This window comes from Adhaeretor mobilis, from assembly GCF_007741515.1.
Taxonomy (GTDB): domain Bacteria; phylum Planctomycetota; class Planctomycetia; order Pirellulales; family Lacipirellulaceae; genus Adhaeretor; species Adhaeretor mobilis.
Genome location: NZ_CP036263.1, coordinates 5,263,152 through 5,278,158 on the forward strand (window position 1 = coordinate 5,263,152; position 15,007 = coordinate 5,278,158).

The following is a 15,007-nucleotide window of genomic DNA, read 5'->3' on the forward strand; positions in this document are numbered from 1 at the left end:
CCTCTGCTGTCTCCGCGTCTCTGCGCGAGACATTCAAAGGAGCATCAAGTCTAAGGTTCCAACCGCCAACAGGCCTAGACTTATCACGGCATTTACATTGAAAAATGCGGTGTTTACGCGGTCGAGATCGTCGGGCTTCACCAGGGCGTGCTCGTAAATCAGTAGCGCAGCCACGGCAACGACGGCTGCGGTGTAGAACCAACCAAACGGCGGAAAGGCCCAAGAAAGTGCTGCCAGCAGGAGGACGGTCATCGCGTGACAGCCCGCGGCTAGCCTCAACGCTCCGGGTACACCGAGCTTCACCGGTACGCTATGAAGCTTCGCTTGGACGTCAAAGTCCACATCTTGGCACGCATAGAGGATGTCGAAGCCGGCAACCCAGGTGAGTACTGCTCCGCCTAGGACTAACGCTGGAAGCAGGTCTGTCGGGTTCTGCAGGACGATTTCGCCGCGGATGGCGATCCAGGCGGCTAACGGCGAAACCGCAAGCGCTGCACCGAGCCAAAAGTGTGCTAGCGACGTGAAACGCTTCGTGAGGCTGTAACCGCACAGGAACAACAGCACGGGCACGCTCAAGTACAGCGGCAATGTGTTGGGGAGAAATAGCAGCGTGCTAGCGACGAACGCAAGGCTGCAAGCGATGGCGAATACCGTGACTTGCGATGCACTGAGGATTCCCGACGGCAAGTGCCGCCCTGCTGTCCGTGGATTGCTCGCGTCGATCTTCTGATCTACTAGTCGGTTGAATGCCATCGCCGCACTGCGCGCGGTAACCATGCAGAGGAGGATGCCGAGGAGTTCTTGCCAGCGCACCTCCGGCGGCGGACCCACGGGTTGAGCAACTGTGGCGGTTACTGTCCACTCATAGGTTGGGGCATGCCAAGCCATCACCGCCGCCAGCAGCGCAAATGGCAGCGCGAAGATTGTATGGCTGAAGCGGATGAGTGACAGAAAATGGCGGGCGGTTTGCTGCATGTGGGGGGGGGGGATGGCATGGGTAGCTTGCTACCCTTGTTTAGAAGTGGTGGGAAGTCTCCTGCCGTGAACGCCTGAACTCAAATCATTGCTCTCCGAGACGCTCAAGGGCAACAAGTTGCCCATGCCACTCTTTTATTCCTGCCCCCAGCGTTTGATGAGACAGTTATCGACCCCGAGTTGGTCGCAGACTCTGGCGACGATGAAGTCGACCAAATCGCGTAGCGTGCTTACGCCGTGGTACCAGCCGGGCGAGGCTGGCAGGATGACGGCACCGGCGGCGGCGGCTTTACGCATATTTTCAATGGCTGGAAGCGAGAGCGGTGTTTCGCGGGGCACGAGAATCAGCTTGCGGCCTTCTTTCAAATGCACTTCGGCTGCGCGCTGAATGAGATTGCCCGCGGTGCCGTTGGCCACAGCGCTGAGCGTGGTGCCTGAGCAGGGCGTAATGACCATACCTTCAGTGACGAACGAACCACTCGCCACGGGTGACATGAAGTCCTGCCAGTGATGGTATTGCAACTCGCCAACAGGACGAGATTCCACAGAAAGTACGTTGCTGTCCGCGGTGCCCACACCGGCAGAGGCTTGTAGGAGCTTGATTTTACTGTCCGATGCATTGGTCACATCATGCAGCATGAGATCGGCGGGGCGGAAATCTTCTAGATCGATCGTTAGGTCCATCTCCTGCTTGATTACGGCCGCGCCCGAGGGGCTAATCGAGAGGTGCACGTCATGCCCGGTGGCCAACAGTACTTCAATTAGCCGTAGAGAATAAACTGCGCCACTCGCGCCGGTGATTCCGATACAAATTCGTTTGTTCATTGGAGTTCTGGGGTAGTGATTCGCGCAGAGACGCAGAGACAGCAGAGATTCAGGGAGGGGACGTTATTCGGCAACATTATTTGCTAGGCGAGTGATGCCACCTTTCATAAGATTGACGTTGAAGTTTAGCAGGAGGCCTAGTCGTTTATCAGTTAGTCTCAAGTAAGTTAGCAATTGCTTCTTATGGACAGGATTTACTTCTTCTATTGATTTGATCTCGACGACGACATCCTCCTCCACAAGTAAATCTATGCGATAGCCCTCGTTGAATTTCAGTCCTCGATATTCAATAGCAATGGGCACCTGCCGCGTGCTCTTGATTCCTCTTGATTCCTCTTGATTTCAATTCATGATGCAGAACAACTTCATAAACCGACTTGAGCAAGCCCGGTCCCAATTCTCGATGCACAGTGATTGCTGCATCAACGATCTCACCACTTAATTAATTCAGTACGTTCATGCGCCTTGCTAATTCTTGCCAACAAACCTCTGCCGTCTCTGCGTCTCTGCGTCTCTGCGCGAAACCTCAACCCTTCCTCCCAACATAAAGTGTCGCCACGCCGAGGGTAAGTCCACGGTAGGTGACGTTCGTAAGGCCGGCTGCTTGCATGCGTTCGGCGAGTGCCGCACCTTGGGGGAATTCTCCCACGCTTTCGGGCAAATAGTCATAGGCTTCCGCGTCGTTGCGGGCGAGCCATTGGCCCAGTTTAGGCAGGATGTTGCGGAAATACCAACCGTAGACAGCCCTAAATGGTTGCCAGCGGGGCGTACTGAACTCCAGCACAGCCACCTGTCCGCCCGGCTTGCACACGCGAGCCATCTCAGCAAGGCCAGCGTCGGTATTAGCAACGTTTCGCAGTCCAAATGCGACTGACACGATATCGAACTCATTGTCGGGAAACGGCAAGTGTTGCGTGTCGGCTTCTAAGAAAGTGAGCTGCCCGTTGGTGCCAAGTATGCGGCCTTTCTGTTCACCAATGGCAAGCATCTCATGACAGAAGTCCGTGCCTACGATCTGTGCTTTGCCTTCACTCGCCTTGTGGTAAGCAATCGCCAAGTCGCCGGTGCCGGTGCAGACGTCAAGAATCTTCATACCACCGGCCGGAGCTACTTGCCGCACGGTTCGCCAACGCCAGTACTTATCGACGTTGAGCGACAGCAGATGATTCATGCGATCGTAGCGTCCGGCAATCTGGCCGAACATCTTGCGGACGCGTTCGTTGGACTTATCGACCATCTATCGAAGTGGGAAGCTGAGGGTGGAAGAGGGAGGGACGCAAGCGGTATAACTTTTTCGATTATCGCAGTAGGATAGCTGCCTCGCTAGCGCCAACCGAAAGTGCGTGTCAGTGGTTAACGGAAAGTAGATCAGTGCCGCTGTACTGATTAATTTCGACTTGGAATATGAACCGATCCGGCACATTTTCAGCAATCTTGCAATTCAATCGTTCCTCTACTCAGCCTAGAAGGCCGAGCTACAGTGCACCTCAACATTCATTACCTACCGCAGTTTGTTGCTGAGGAAGACCTCGCAGGCTCAACCGTCGTGATGGTGGATCTGCTGCGCGCATCGACCACCATCTGCACGGCGCTGGCAAACGGGGCGATGGCGGTGCGGCCCTTTGTAGAAGTCGACGCGACCGCCCAGGCGGCGGCAGAGTACGAGCGGGAAAAGATCGTGCTCGGTGGGGAACGCGGTGGCGAGCCGATTGAGGGGTTCGATCTGGGGAATTCGCCGCTAGAGTACACCGCCGATGTGGTGTTCGGGCAGACGATCCTCTTCACCACGACCAATGGCACGCGGGCGCTGGGGCATGCTCATTTGGCCAGTCGCGTCTTGGTGGGTGCTGCGGTGAATCGTCAGGCGGTGGTCGAGAGGCTTCGTGATGAAGGGGAAATCAACATCCTGTGTGCTGGCACCGGGGGCGTGGTCACGCGGGAGGATATCCTCGCTGCTGGGGCGATCGCCGAGCCGCTGCTGAGTAAGGGCGATTGGTCCCCAAACGAATGGGCAGAGGCTGCCGTGCGAGAATGGCAGGAACTGGTCACCACGGCCCGGGCCCTGGGACGCAGCGAGAGTGAGCAATTTGCCGAGGAATTGAAGACTACCCCCGGCGGCCGCAATCTGCTGGGCATCGGCCGCGATGAGGATTTGCCCGTGTGTGCTCAGCTCGATGTTCTGGACCTGGTGCCCGAATTGAACCGCGAGAACGGCCTTATTGTCTAGCCGTAGAGCTTTCATCGCTCCGCAGTTAGACTAGTCGTTTGCAATTTTCGACCAACTTTAGCCTCTCGCAAAGGCGCTAAGACGCAGAGGGTGCGTGCTTTGCGTCTTAGCGCCTTTGCGAGAGACATTTTGATTTAGGTATTTTGTCATGGAAATGGAAAAACTAGTCTCGCTCTGCAAACGTCGCGGCTTCATGTTTCAGTCGAGTGAAATCTACGGCGGCATCAACGGGTTTTGGGACTACGGGCCGCTGGGCGTAGAGCTAAAGCGCAACATTAAAGATGCGTGGTGGCACGATATGATTACCGCGCACGACGAATTAGATGTGCGCCCCGGAGCACCCAGCACGTATGAAATGACGGGGCTGGATTGCACAATCATCATGCACCCGCAAGTATGGAAAGTAAGCGGGCACCAGGACTTGTTCAGCGACATGATGGTCGATTGCAAGGAATCCAAGGGGCGCTATCGCTACGATCAATTGCGAGGCCGATGGGTGGAGGCCAAGGGCCAGAAAGTGTTTGTCACTACGAAAGTCGAGGCTGAGGAGGAGGACGAAGATCTGCAACGACGTGCTCTCAAGTTCTTCAATCTCCGCGCTAAGAATGTCGAGGAACTTTCCTGGGACGGCGACACGGTATCTCTCGAAACCATTAGCGAATTTGAGAACGTGCTCGCACCGGAGGCAAAATCGGTGGGATCACTCACCGAGCCGCGGGAATTTAACCTCATGTTCAAAACCATCGTGGGAGCGATGGGAACCGAAGCGGACACCGCCTTCCTGCGCCCGGAGACGGCTCAGGGTATTTTCGTAAACTTCAAAAACGTAGTAGATAGCACGCGGGTAAAAATCCCGTTCGGCATCGCCCAGGTTGGCAAGAGTTTCCGCAATGAGATTACGCCACGGAACTTTACCTTCCGTTCGCGCGAGTTTGAGCAGATGGAGATCGAGTTCTTCTGTCATCCGGACTCGTCGCGAAAATGGTATGAGTATTGGCGTGATCGCCGCATGCAATGGTACAAAGATCTCGGCCTCGCGGGCGAACGGTTGCAACTACGAGATCATGCACCTGACGAGCTGAGCCATTACAGCACAGGTACGGCAGACATTGAGTATGCGTTCCCCTTCCTACCGGAAGGCGAGTACGGCGAACTGGAAGGCATCGCCCATCGCGGTGATTTCGATCTGCGTAGCCACATGGAGGGGAAGCTCGACCCCAACACTTGCCCGTTGGAGGTAGAGAAGGGTGAGGATGGCAAGCCGAAGTACCGTGGCTCAGGGAAAGACCTGACGTATCGCGATCCGGAAACAAATGAGAAGTATCTGCCGCACGTGATCGAGCCCTCAGCCGGTGCTGATCGGGCGACCCTTGCATTCTTGTGTGAAGCGTACCAGGAGGACGAGCAACCGGACGACAAAGGCAAGATGCAAACTCGCGTAGTAATGAAGCTGCATCCGCGGATAGCGCCCGTGAAAGCGGCCGTATTCCCACTCGTGAAAAAGGAGGGGATGCCGGAGATCGCCAAGGACGTTTATCGGGCGCTCAAGGCAAAGTTCCCAGCCGTTTACGACGAGAAGGGAGCGGTGGGCCGTCGGTATCGTCGGCAGGACGAAGCGGGTACGCCGTATTGCATTACGATCGACGGGGACACGCTAACTGACAAGACGGTGACGATTCGTGATCGCGATTCGCTCGAGCAATGGCGCGTGAAGCTTGACGATGTGGTCGAGGAGATCGCGGGGCGGGTGAGTTAGCGCACTTGTCATTCCGACGGAATCGGGTAGCCCCGACACTTCGTCAGTAAGTAGGCTTGATGACCAGATCAACTCAATCTGACAAGTGTCGGGGTCGCTTGCCGACAAGAGGTCTTGATTACAAGGGGCTGGGGAATCAGCGAATCCAAGAACCTCTTGTGCTGCGCACACCGACACCAATCCGGGTACGCGTGTGAGTTGAAAACCTATTTGGCGGCTGTGGTGTCGGTGCTACCCGTTTCCGACTTTCCATGTACCTACGCCACACGCCGGTAGTACGCGCTGTCGTAGCCGTAACGTTGTTCGGTTGCGAATTGCAGCGCGTCGAGTTGGCGATCAACGCCGGAGATTTGGCGATTTAACCGACGGCTGTTTTGCCACAAACGTTTGGCCATCCAGGCGAGCCCTACGATGAGGCCACCCTCGCCAGCGAGAGTTACCGTGAGAGCTTGGTTCCAAAGTTCTGGACGGACGTAGAGAGTCGCATACGCGAGAACTGCCAATCCGACAGCCAAGGCGAGACCACTCGCGCCAAGTAATGCGCTCACCCACCAGCCGGCGCTAGTGCGTTGTTGAGCGTAGGTTGCAATGGGCGGCACAGAACCAGATTGCGCAGGGTTAGTTTGCAGAGCGCCGAGTTGTGCAGCGTCTTGTAGTGGTTGGCGAACTAAATGCAGCGCGGGGCACGGTTCACTGGCTGGTGTTTTACTCTTCGCACCTAATCGCCGCCCGAGCAGATTGAGTTCCGCCTGGACTTGCTGGCTATCGAAGACCTCTCGCAGTGGGATGATCTTCGGCACATCCAGCTCGGTGAGTTCTACGCCAGCAGTACCAAGATTCTCTGTTTCCTCGATCGGATGTAAACCTTCCTCAAGGGCAAACTCACAGCGGGGGCAAACCAAGGGCCCGATCACACCTGACGCAATCGCAGGTACATCTTGCTGGCAATGACGGCACCACATAGACAGAAACTCGCGAAGGCTCTTGAGGAGACGGAACGCACAGACTGGTGCGTTCTCACTTCGGAATTATCGACCACCGGGCGCGGCAGACTTTAACGGTTCGGGGGAGTTTACGGGCGAGTTGCGACCTCGTCCCCACGCTCCCGCGTGGGAACGCACGATCTCGCAGCTCCGCGGCGCTGACCACTAAGCGAAGCCCGGCCGAACTCCTCTGCTATTGCCGCAGTGCGGCTGGGCATTGCGTTCCCACGCAGGAGCGTGGGGACGATGGGAGGCGAGCCTCCCATCGGAACGACAAGTTTAGCGACTTGCCTATTACTCTTACCTCTGAATCGTCACACGCGAACCGACCGAGATAATGTCGTACAAGTCGGCAACCTCGCCCTCGCGGAGGCTGATGGTGCGTTCGACCGGTTCGCTGGCGACGCGACTTTGGTCGCTCGGACCACGGATCACGGCGACTTGGCCGCTGGTGGTTGAGGGGTTAGAGAGCACAATGCTGCGCGAATCGCTGGCACCGTTCGCACTGCCATATAGTCCGCCGGCAGGGGTGACCAATTTTTGATCGACCATCCAGCTACCCTCTTCGATAGTCGCGGCGGGATCCATTGTCACTTGGAAGCGACCTGCGTAGCGACGGCCCAACATGAGCGTCAGCTCGCGCGAGCTAAGGTCCACCTTCGCATTGAACGGACCACGAATGACCTTGAGGCTCTGACCGGTTTGTAAGGCGTCGGGCGTACCGAGGCCGTTGATCTTGGCGAGCAGTTGCCAAGGCACATCGTACTTAGCCGCAATCTGCTGGATGGTTTCCCCAGCTTGCACCAAGTAAGGTGCTTCGAGACGCGGCTCGCTAGAATAGATGACCGTGCCGGCAAGCTGGCCGAGCAACTGATTTACTTCATCCGTTTCAGCTTTTGTGAGCGAAGGATCGCCGTGCCAATCGGAAAGCAGCAACAAAGCTTGGGAAAGCTCACCACGATCGAGCGCTGCCTGCACGGCAACACGCGTAGCCGCGAAGAGCGATGTTTGTGGCGTAGGGGTGGTGTTCTGTGGCAACCCGGCGGTCGCCGAGTCGTTGTTTTGCTGTTGGTAAGCGGCAGGAGTATCAGTCTCTAGATCCAGTTGCTCGACCTCTTCTTCTTGAACGATCGTATTGGGAGTGACGGTCATCGCCAACCGCTCGCTTTGGGCTGTCGTCTCGTCGGAACCACCCATCTCCGGAACTTCCGGCATATCAGGAACCGTCGCCTGATCATCTCCCAGGGTGCTCTCGGCTGAAGTATCAGCGGGCGCGGAAGTTACAGGAGGCGTCCAAGCAGGCGGAGGGCTACCCGCGTCGCCGGTGTAGGCAGGCGTAGCAGGGGGAGTGAACGGTGGTGGACCCGATCCATCGTCGATCGCAAAACTTTCGGAAGAACCTGTGTCGGCTGACGTGCCGAATGCATCGCCGCCAAAAGCGCCTGTAGCGGGATCGTCGATCGCTAGATCATCTTCCAGCGAGTACTCGCCCATGCCCTCAGGCAGGACCGGATCGGTCTCGTTGATTCTTAGATACAGTACGACGCCAACGCAGACCAAAAAGGTAATGGTGGCCAAAGGACGAATGGAACTCACAGTTCATACTCCTGAATCTTGTCTACGGTTGCCATGCACAGATTGGCATAACAAATTAGCGATAGCGCCGCAGATGGTAGGGGAACCACTGGAGCGACGCTACAGCAGTTACGAAAAACTCGAACTCAATCAGATGGCGTTTGCGGCTTACCAGCAGTGCGGGTGGTTCCGCGGTATGAGTGGGGCCTGTTGAGTGGCGATTTTCCTATTGCGCGGCGATTTCCCAAGGCTTCGGCTAAGCCGCAAGCGGCAATTCCGGTACACTAGGTTCATGACGAATGAAGAACCAAAACGAAAACCAAAACGAAAACCGCTCCGCAAACGCATCGGGATTGCGCTTCTGGTCGTTGTGCTAGCATTGCTGGCAATGGCGATGTGGCAGATCGACGATTGGAGCCGCGATTTGACGACCAACTCTGCTGAGACTTCAGTGAACGCTAAGGGGCTGTTGTTGCGTCCAATACGTGTCGCCTCTTCCCCAGAAGTGGTTGAGGCAGCGCTGCATGAGTTTGTCGATACGCACTCACAATGGGAGTGGGTTTCATCCGATGCCTCGTTACCAGGGTGGCGTTTCATTCGCCTGACCCGTACTACAAAATGGCTGCGTTTCACCGATGATGTAACCATTAACACTATCTACACACACCCTAAAGAAACACTTATTGAAGTCAGCAGCCAGTCACGCATCGGCAAGGGCGACTTGGGCCAGAACCCGCGAAATATTCGGGAACTGAATGCCTGGCTGCGCGAGGAGCTTGGTGGCGCAGCGGTTGGCCAACCGTAGGTCGGAGCGAGTTCCGGCGATCTAGCTGCAATGGAAATTGCAAGGACGCTTCACCAGCAGACGCCGTTGGCCTACGGCTGTTTGTAGTAGCCGCGCCTCCCTTATTGTCAAGTGAATTTCTTCCCCAATTTCAACCATGCTATCAGTGTCAACCGTTGCTCAATTGTAGGAGTACAAAGTTTTTTATTTTCAGATTTCCTCTAACTAACTCACACGCCGCTGCGCCTGTCAATAAAAAACTTTGTCAAGTTCACTTCATCGAGAAACAGGCTTTGTCGCGATTCGCATTGGCAACTATAATGAGCACTGAGTAACTACAATGAAGGCGACCAACAACAACGCGACACACTCCGCGCGAGTCGAATCGCTGAAACATATTACGTGAGGGTTCACGATGATTACCGTACGTCCCAAAGTAGCTGAGCTGACTTACCAACTCCTCGGTCGCTCGATCCATCCTGAGCTATTTCAGATTCATCAGCGCCGCACCATCGAACGCAACGGCTACAAGGTCAACGTGTGGATTACCAGTTGCGGGCATGTGGTCACTTGGCACTACGGCGACTCGGTGCTGACCGAGGTTGTCGGCTCGGCCACACAAAAGATGCCTTTGCGGCAACGCTTAAAAGCCTATTCGCTCAAAGGGCAGCGAAGCGAGCAGTTCCAGGCAATGGGTGGTGTGACGCACGAGACGCAATTCTCGCTCGAACCGTCCGACGCCAGTCGCTTTGCCGCTTATCAGAAACAACTCACGCTGCAGGCTACGCGGCAAGGCATGTTGCAACGCTTCGACGCAAGCGGCCGCTTTGAAGATGGTGCGCTGAGCTACGTGAACGTCGATTCACGCGACAAAGTGTTCCGCGTGCAAGCGTTCCATACGTTTCCAGCTGATTACGCGATGCTGAAAGTGCAATCTTGGTATCGGTTGCCGTAAGTGAAAAGGTTCTCGTTCCCACGCTCCTGCGTGGTAATGAGAGATCTCGCCGCTCTGCGACACATACCCTCGAGCGGGCTTTTCCAAACTCAAAATGCAGGACCGCGGGAGCGGCCAAGTCTTGCGTTCCCGCGTGGGAGCGTGGGAACGAGGTTAGAGACCCTTCAGGAAGTCAGCAAACGCTTCGTTCACCGCTTGCGGATTCTCAAGGGTCGTCATGTGTCCTGCGTTGGGTATCTCTAAGAAGCTGGCGTTGGGTAGCGCGTTGGCGATGCCCCGCATTTCGGCTGGCGGGCTGATGGCGTCTTCTGCACCGCACACGACTAGCGCGGGGCAGGTGATTTCTTTCAGTCGCTCAGTCACGTCAGGTCTCGCGGCCATGCCCAATTGAGCGGCGGCCACCGCCAGTGGCGATTGACGCAGGATCATTTCCTTCACCTTTTCTGCGACGGACGGTGCGTGTTGCTGCTTCGACGTGGCAAGCATCACGGAAAGCATGCTCGTGGCGGCTTCGGTATCTTTGGCAGATTGCATGAGCGAGGCCATCTTCTGGCGTTTCTCACGTGCTTCGGGTGGGTCGGCAATCACGCGCGTATCACACGCGATCAGCGCCTTGAGTCGCTCCGGATAGTTCAGCGCGAACTGCCAGGCGACGTAGCCGCCCATCGAGAACCCGGCCAGCACCACGGGCTCGTTAATCGAAAGCTCGTCGAGAAGTGCGATGATGTCGTCGGCGTACTGGCGCATGGTGACACCTTCGGTACCGTCTTGCTCAGTTTGTGTGGAGCCGCCATAACCGCGCAGGTTGGGCACGATCACCTGATAGCCGGCCGAGAGAGCCTCCACCTGCGGTTGCCACATCTGTGCGTCGAGTGGGAAGCCGTGCAACAGCACCACTGGGGTGCCCTTGCCGTGGGTCTCGTAGGTCAGTTGGATACCGTTGATACTGGTGGTGCTATTCATGGGTTTGCAATTTCAGGCAAGTACTTGGTTTCAGGTAATGTTAGCCACCGACCTTGTTCGACGGCAAACGGGCGTGGGGCATATCATGACGCTTCCGCTTTCTCAGGCACCGGCTTCGTCGGCAGCCCCTTCTCCCTGCGTTTCTCAAGCTCTTTCTCAAACTGCACGAGCTTGCGTTGCATGACTTGCACGTAGGGTTGGCCCGCGACGGCGAGGCGTTGAAACTCGACCGCTTTCTCGTAATTACCCGCGGTGAAATAGCAGTGGGCGAGGGTGTCTTGGAACCCGGCTTCGCCTGGAGAGAGTTCCAGTGACTTTTGCGAGTAGGCAATCGCTTTTTGATAATCGCCTTCTGTGTTTCCGATTAGCCAAGCCCACTGGTTATAGAGCCCCGCGATGTGGGGATAGCTGTCGATTAGTTCCTGCTGCTTGCGACTGACGCGACGGATTCGTGCGAGGGTGCGCTTGCGATAATCCTCATCCGAGCCCTGGGCGTGATACATCGCAATGAGAATGTCCGCGTTGTCCTCGTAGGCAGCAGCGGCTTGCTCTAGTTTCTTGGCTTGATTTTTATAGTCTTCCAGTGACTGGTAGTAACACGCCTCGTAGTAGAGACGCTGCGCGTAGAAGGCGGCCAACGGTTCATTGCCATGCTCGAGATAGGTGCGATGCAGCTTTTTCTTTTCGCCCGGATTCTTATCGAGCGCATCGCAGGAAGCCGCCAGAAGATCGGCCGCTTCGCGATCGTTACCGCTATCGTGTAGCCACAGAGCGAGCGACTGCCTCGCGGACATCGCCAGGGGGTCGATTTCCGCAAAACCGTCGATCACATAGCGCCATTCTCGTTTCGCCCAATCCAGGCGGCCCAGTTCCTGGAGAGCCCCCCCCAGAGCGACACGTTGCTCGTCGTCGTCGTCGATGAGGTCCCATGCTTTGGTAGCCGTGGTTTCCGCCGCGTCCCCCTTGCCCTGCTTGCCATAGGCGTTGGCTAAGTAGTAAAGAACGAGCCGTTCCTTGCAAATTTCTTTCTCGAAACGCGACTCGAATTGTTCGAGCACGTCCCAGCGCTCGTTCTCGGTGATCCAATCGATCGCATAGATCAGGCCGCGCGTCCTTTGCAATTGCGGGCTGCCCGCGGCAGTGAGGCTGGTAAGCTCAACGCTTCGCACCAGCGAAGCAGTTGTTTCGTCGAGCAGCTCGAGCCGATTGCATAGTTTGAGTTCGTGATCGAGTAGCAAGTACACGATGTCTGAGGACGTCTTGTCCTGGCCTTCCGTTGCTACCAGTTCGATCTCGCTTTCAATAAACGCAGCCCAGCGAGCAACCGTCTCTGCGGGGGAGTTCAATTCTACGAAGATGAGTCGAATCCACTCGATAGGCGTCCGTTTGCTTGTACCGCACTCCTGAAGTACCCTCTGCTCGGCTTGCTTGAGCGCTGCGGGGTCCATGTCTGTGAGTTGCAACGCCGCAAGGCGAGCGATCTCTGGCGATGCCTCAAAGCGGGCCACGCGAGCAATTGCCGGTGCGCCAGCTGCTTCTGGCAGGGCGACAAGTTGTTCGATCCGCAGTCTGCGTTCCTCTTGGTTCAGCTCGTTGTAGCGAGCTAGAATTCTACGCACTTCGGTCGGATCGTCGTCTCGCAACCAATCGACTTGCAGCTTGTGCAAGATGTAGCTGACGCGGGAGGCGATTTCCAAATCGCGATGCCGCTCATTTTGCTTCAGTTGATCGAACGCCTCGTGTCCCAGTTGCAAGAGCTGCTGTTCTGCGGCTTCACGAACGTGGTACTCGTCGTCTCCTAATTGAGAGATGAGCGCGTCGAGTTCTTCAGTGGACGGGATTGTGCTCGCTTGTGCGAGGAGTTCTTCGGGAGACAGGAGGAGCGCAAAGGCAATCAGAGCAGCGAAGAGTAGTTGTGAAATAGTCATAGGTGGTCCGTGCGAGCCAACCCTGTGGTAGCACTGTGCTCGCTGGCTTCTTCCCTGGTAACTCAGCAACCCTAGCGGTTGCTTTCCATCTCTTCGATGTAGCGACGTAGTCGTTCTAGCTCGTCGGTGACGCTACGGAGCTTGAGCATATTCTGGACGCGCTTGAGCAATTCGATCTTGTCGACTGGCTTGGAGAGGAAGTCGTCTGTGCCGGAATTAACGGCCCGTTCCATGTCGCCCAGTTCGTTGAGCGCAGTGACCATCAGCACCATCACACCGCTGGTCTCTTCGCCCTGCTTGAGGCGTTCGCACACTTCGAATCCGCTCAACTTGGGCATCATCACGTCAAGCAGAATGAGATCGGGCTTGAAGGAGGCCACCTTATCGAGCGTATCTTGCCCATCGACGGCCACTTCGGTGTCGACATCGATCTCGCCGAGATAGGCCTGCATGAGCTCAACGTTGGCTTCGTTGTCGTCGGCGATGAGTACGCGGTGTTTGTCTGACATGATGTGTCTCTCTTATTTGGATGAACCACAAAGGGCACAAAGAACACGAAGATAATCCCCAGGCTCTAATCTCGAAGCCAATATGGGGTTTCTCTGGGTTGGTAGTCGGTGTGAGATAACTGTCTGAATTATCGCACCGTAATGCACATTCAGGTAAAACCGACTCTCAAAAACTTGGACATCCTGGAAGCCTTGTGCAATGAGGTGCGACCTTTGTGCTCTTTGTGTCCTTTGTGGTCAAAAATTTACAGACTCAAGCGGATGCCGTTTCACATGCCGCGGCGGGGACTGGGAATTGCTGGCACAGTTCACTCACTTGGCTGCGCACTGACTGCAGGACCGTGTTGTCTTCCGGTGAGGAAAGGGCCTGCAGGATCCAGTCGCCCACTTGTTTCATTTCCGCGGTGCCCATGCCACGCGAGGTGAGCGCCGGCGTACCGATGCGAATGCCTGAGGGGTCCATCGGTTGGCGTTGGTCGTAGGGAATCATGTTCATATTGACCGTGATGCCACAAGCGTCGAGCGCATTCTCCGCCTGTTTGCCACCGATACCTAGCGGTGTCACATCGACGAGCATGAGATGATTCTCGGTGCCGCCGCTCACAAGGTTCAACCCGCCTGCAAGCAGTACTTCCGCGAGAACCGCAGCATTGTCGATTACCTGCTGGGCGTAGACTTTGAATTCCGGCTTGAGAGCCTCGCCGAAGCAAACCGCCTTGCCGGCGATCACGTGCATGAGCGGGCCACCCTGCAGGCCGGGGAAGACACGGCTGTTGAGGATTTTGGCGTATTTCTTCTTCGCCAGCACCAGACCGCCTCGCGGGCCGCGGAGCGTTTTGTGTGTGGTGCTCGTCACAAAGTCCGCGACTGGTACGGGATTGTCGTGCAGCCCGGCGGCAACGAGTCCCGCGTAGTGGGCCATATCGACCATGAGTTTCGCACCGACGTCATTGGCGATCTCAGCAAACTTGGCGTGGGGAATCTCGCGCGGGTAGGCACTAGCTCCGGCAACGATGAGCTTCGGCTTGTGCTCTTTGGCGAGCTTGGCGACTTGATCGAAATCGATGCGATGATCGTCTTCGCGAACGCCGTAGCTTACGAAGTTGTAAAGGATGCCTGAGATATTGAGATGCATACCATGCGTGAGATGCCCGCCGTGAGCCAGGTCGAGCCCGAGAACCGTATCGCCCGGTTCCAGGGCAGCCAAGTAGATGGCCATGTTGGCTTGGGAGCCGGAGTGCGGTTGCACGTTGGCGAACTCTGCACCGAATAGCTCTTTCGCACGATCGCGAGCCAGGGTCTCGACTACGTCTACGTGTTCGCAACCACCGTAGTAGCGACGTCCAGGGTAGCCTTCGGCATATTTGTTGGTCAGCACACTCCCAGCGGCCTGCATGACGGCAGGGCTGGTGTAGTTCTCGCTGGCGATCATTTCGAGGCCATCTTGTTGGCGCTCGATTTCGTTGGCTACGGCTGACCAGATTTCGGGGTCGTTGTCTGCTAGAAAGTTAGGCATGGAAATTCGCT

The 15,007-nt window shown here is 56.4% G+C and carries 15 protein-coding genes; 4 read left to right on the forward strand and 11 right to left on the reverse strand.

From position 1 onward, the window contains the following. Positions 1 to 33: 33 nt before the first annotated feature. The 5 genes from HG15A2_RS20685 to ubiE all read right to left on the reverse strand — a co-directional run bounded on the left by HG15A2_RS20685 (position 34) and on the right by ubiE (position 3,037). On the reverse strand, positions 34 to 975 hold the full coding sequence (locus tag HG15A2_RS20685) for a 4-hydroxybenzoate octaprenyltransferase (protein WP_145062904.1): 942 nt from the start codon (positions 973 to 975) through the stop codon (positions 34 to 36). A 135-nt stretch (positions 976 to 1,110) separates the two neighbouring features. Continuing rightward, entirely contained in the window at positions 1,111 to 1,800 is a 690-nt protein-coding gene (locus tag HG15A2_RS20690; protein ID WP_145062906.1) for a UbiX family flavin prenyltransferase, read from the reverse strand. A gap of 63 nt (positions 1,801 to 1,863) precedes the next feature. Then, entirely contained in the window at positions 1,864 to 2,103 is a 240-nt protein-coding gene (locus tag HG15A2_RS24305) for a GxxExxY protein (RefSeq protein ID WP_218932146.1), read from the reverse strand. Continuing rightward, a complete protein-coding gene (locus HG15A2_RS25235; protein ID WP_391483930.1) occupies positions 2,087 to 2,230 on the reverse strand; it encodes a GxxExxY protein in 144 nt (47 codons plus the stop codon). Before HG15A2_RS25235 ends, HG15A2_RS24305 begins: the two co-directional genes overlap by 17 nt. Before the next feature lie 96 nt (positions 2,231 to 2,326). Continuing rightward, positions 2,327 to 3,037 carry a bifunctional demethylmenaquinone methyltransferase/2-methoxy-6-polyprenyl-1,4-benzoquinol methylase UbiE gene (gene ubiE, locus HG15A2_RS20700; RefSeq protein WP_145062907.1) on the reverse strand — a complete coding sequence of 237 codons (711 nt, stop codon included), beginning with the start codon at positions 3,035 to 3,037 and terminating at the stop codon, positions 2,327 to 2,329. A gap of 243 nt (positions 3,038 to 3,280) precedes the next feature. Between ubiE and HG15A2_RS20705 the strand changes: the two genes are divergently transcribed. Together HG15A2_RS20705 and HG15A2_RS20710 are read left to right on the forward strand one after the other, a co-directional pair. Further along, positions 3,281 to 4,027, forward strand: a complete 747-nt coding sequence (locus tag HG15A2_RS20705) for a 2-phosphosulfolactate phosphatase (RefSeq protein WP_145062909.1) — start codon at positions 3,281 to 3,283, stop codon at positions 4,025 to 4,027. Positions 4,028 to 4,181: 154 nt separating this feature from the next. Beyond that, positions 4,182 to 5,783: a glycine--tRNA ligase gene (locus HG15A2_RS20710; RefSeq protein WP_145064196.1), complete on the forward strand. Its 1,602-nt coding sequence runs from the start codon at positions 4,182 to 4,184 to the stop codon at positions 5,781 to 5,783. A 257-nt stretch (positions 5,784 to 6,040) separates the two neighbouring features. On the opposite strand, the gene HG15A2_RS20715 is transcribed toward HG15A2_RS20710, so the two are convergent. Continuing rightward, entirely contained in the window at positions 6,041 to 6,745 is a 705-nt protein-coding gene (locus HG15A2_RS20715) for a hypothetical protein (protein ID WP_145062911.1), read from the reverse strand. Between the two features lie 321 nt (positions 6,746 to 7,066). Continuing rightward, on the reverse strand, positions 7,067 to 8,362 hold the full coding sequence (locus tag HG15A2_RS20720) for a LysM peptidoglycan-binding domain-containing protein (protein ID WP_145062913.1): 1,296 nt from the start codon (positions 8,360 to 8,362) through the stop codon (positions 7,067 to 7,069). A gap of 271 nt (positions 8,363 to 8,633) precedes the next feature. Here HG15A2_RS20720 and HG15A2_RS20725 point away from each other — a divergent pair, with 271 nt between their 5' ends. Beyond that, on the forward strand, positions 8,634 to 9,146 hold the full coding sequence (locus HG15A2_RS20725) for a DUF1499 domain-containing protein (RefSeq protein ID WP_145062915.1): 513 nt from the start codon (positions 8,634 to 8,636) through the stop codon (positions 9,144 to 9,146). Between the two features lie 394 nt (positions 9,147 to 9,540). After that, complete coding sequence (locus HG15A2_RS20730; protein ID WP_145062917.1) at positions 9,541 to 10,080, forward strand: DUF2617 family protein; 540 nt, start codon at positions 9,541 to 9,543, stop codon at positions 10,078 to 10,080. A gap of 153 nt (positions 10,081 to 10,233) precedes the next feature. Here the strand turns inward: HG15A2_RS20730 and HG15A2_RS20735 are convergent, their stop codons facing one another. From HG15A2_RS20735 to HG15A2_RS20750, 4 genes are all read right to left on the reverse strand, one after another. Further along, positions 10,234 to 11,043, reverse strand: a complete 810-nt coding sequence (locus HG15A2_RS20735; RefSeq protein ID WP_145062919.1) for an alpha/beta fold hydrolase — start codon at positions 11,041 to 11,043, stop codon at positions 10,234 to 10,236. Positions 11,044 to 11,126: 83 nt separating this feature from the next. Continuing rightward, positions 11,127 to 12,971, reverse strand: coding sequence for a tetratricopeptide repeat protein (locus HG15A2_RS20740; RefSeq protein WP_145062921.1), 1,845 nt, complete (start codon positions 12,969 to 12,971; stop codon positions 11,127 to 11,129). Between the two features lie 71 nt (positions 12,972 to 13,042). Further along, positions 13,043 to 13,480, reverse strand: coding sequence for a response regulator (locus HG15A2_RS20745; protein WP_145062923.1), 438 nt, complete (start codon positions 13,478 to 13,480; stop codon positions 13,043 to 13,045). Between the two features lie 253 nt (positions 13,481 to 13,733). After that, positions 13,734 to 14,996: a serine hydroxymethyltransferase gene (locus tag HG15A2_RS20750; RefSeq protein ID WP_145062925.1), complete on the reverse strand. Its 1,263-nt coding sequence runs from the start codon at positions 14,994 to 14,996 to the stop codon at positions 13,734 to 13,736. Between the last annotated feature and the right edge of the window lie 11 nt (positions 14,997 to 15,007).

Bases quoted from the DNA above. Each gene is read 5' to 3' on its own strand.
- HG15A2_RS20685 (WP_145062904.1), bottom strand. From the start codon at position 975: ATGCAGCAAACCGCCCGCCATTTTCTGTCACTCATCCGCTTCAGCCAT.
- HG15A2_RS20690 (WP_145062906.1), bottom strand. From the start codon at position 1,800: ATGAACAAACGAATTTGTATCGGAATCACCGGCGCGAGTGGCGCAGTT.
- ubiE (WP_145062907.1), bottom strand. From the start codon at position 3,037: ATGGTCGATAAGTCCAACGAACGCGTCCGCAAGATGTTCGGCCAGATT.
- HG15A2_RS20710 (WP_145064196.1), top strand. From the start codon at position 4,182: ATGGAAAAACTAGTCTCGCTCTGCAAACGTCGCGGCTTCATGTTTCAG.
- HG15A2_RS20715 (WP_145062911.1), bottom strand. From the start codon at position 6,745: ATGTGGTGCCGTCATTGCCAGCAAGATGTACCTGCGATTGCGTCAGGT.
- HG15A2_RS20725 (WP_145062915.1), top strand. From the start codon at position 8,634: ATGACGAATGAAGAACCAAAACGAAAACCAAAACGAAAACCGCTCCGC.
- HG15A2_RS20730 (WP_145062917.1), top strand. From the start codon at position 9,541: ATGATTACCGTACGTCCCAAAGTAGCTGAGCTGACTTACCAACTCCTC.
- HG15A2_RS20735 (WP_145062919.1), bottom strand. From the start codon at position 11,043: ATGAATAGCACCACCAGTATCAACGGTATCCAACTGACCTACGAGACC.
- HG15A2_RS20740 (WP_145062921.1), bottom strand. From the start codon at position 12,971: ATGACTATTTCACAACTACTCTTCGCTGCTCTGATTGCCTTTGCGCTC.
- HG15A2_RS20745 (WP_145062923.1), bottom strand. From the start codon at position 13,480: ATGTCAGACAAACACCGCGTACTCATCGCCGACGACAACGAAGCCAAC.
- HG15A2_RS20750 (WP_145062925.1), bottom strand. From the start codon at position 14,996: ATGCCTAACTTTCTAGCAGACAACGACCCCGAAATCTGGTCAGCCGTA.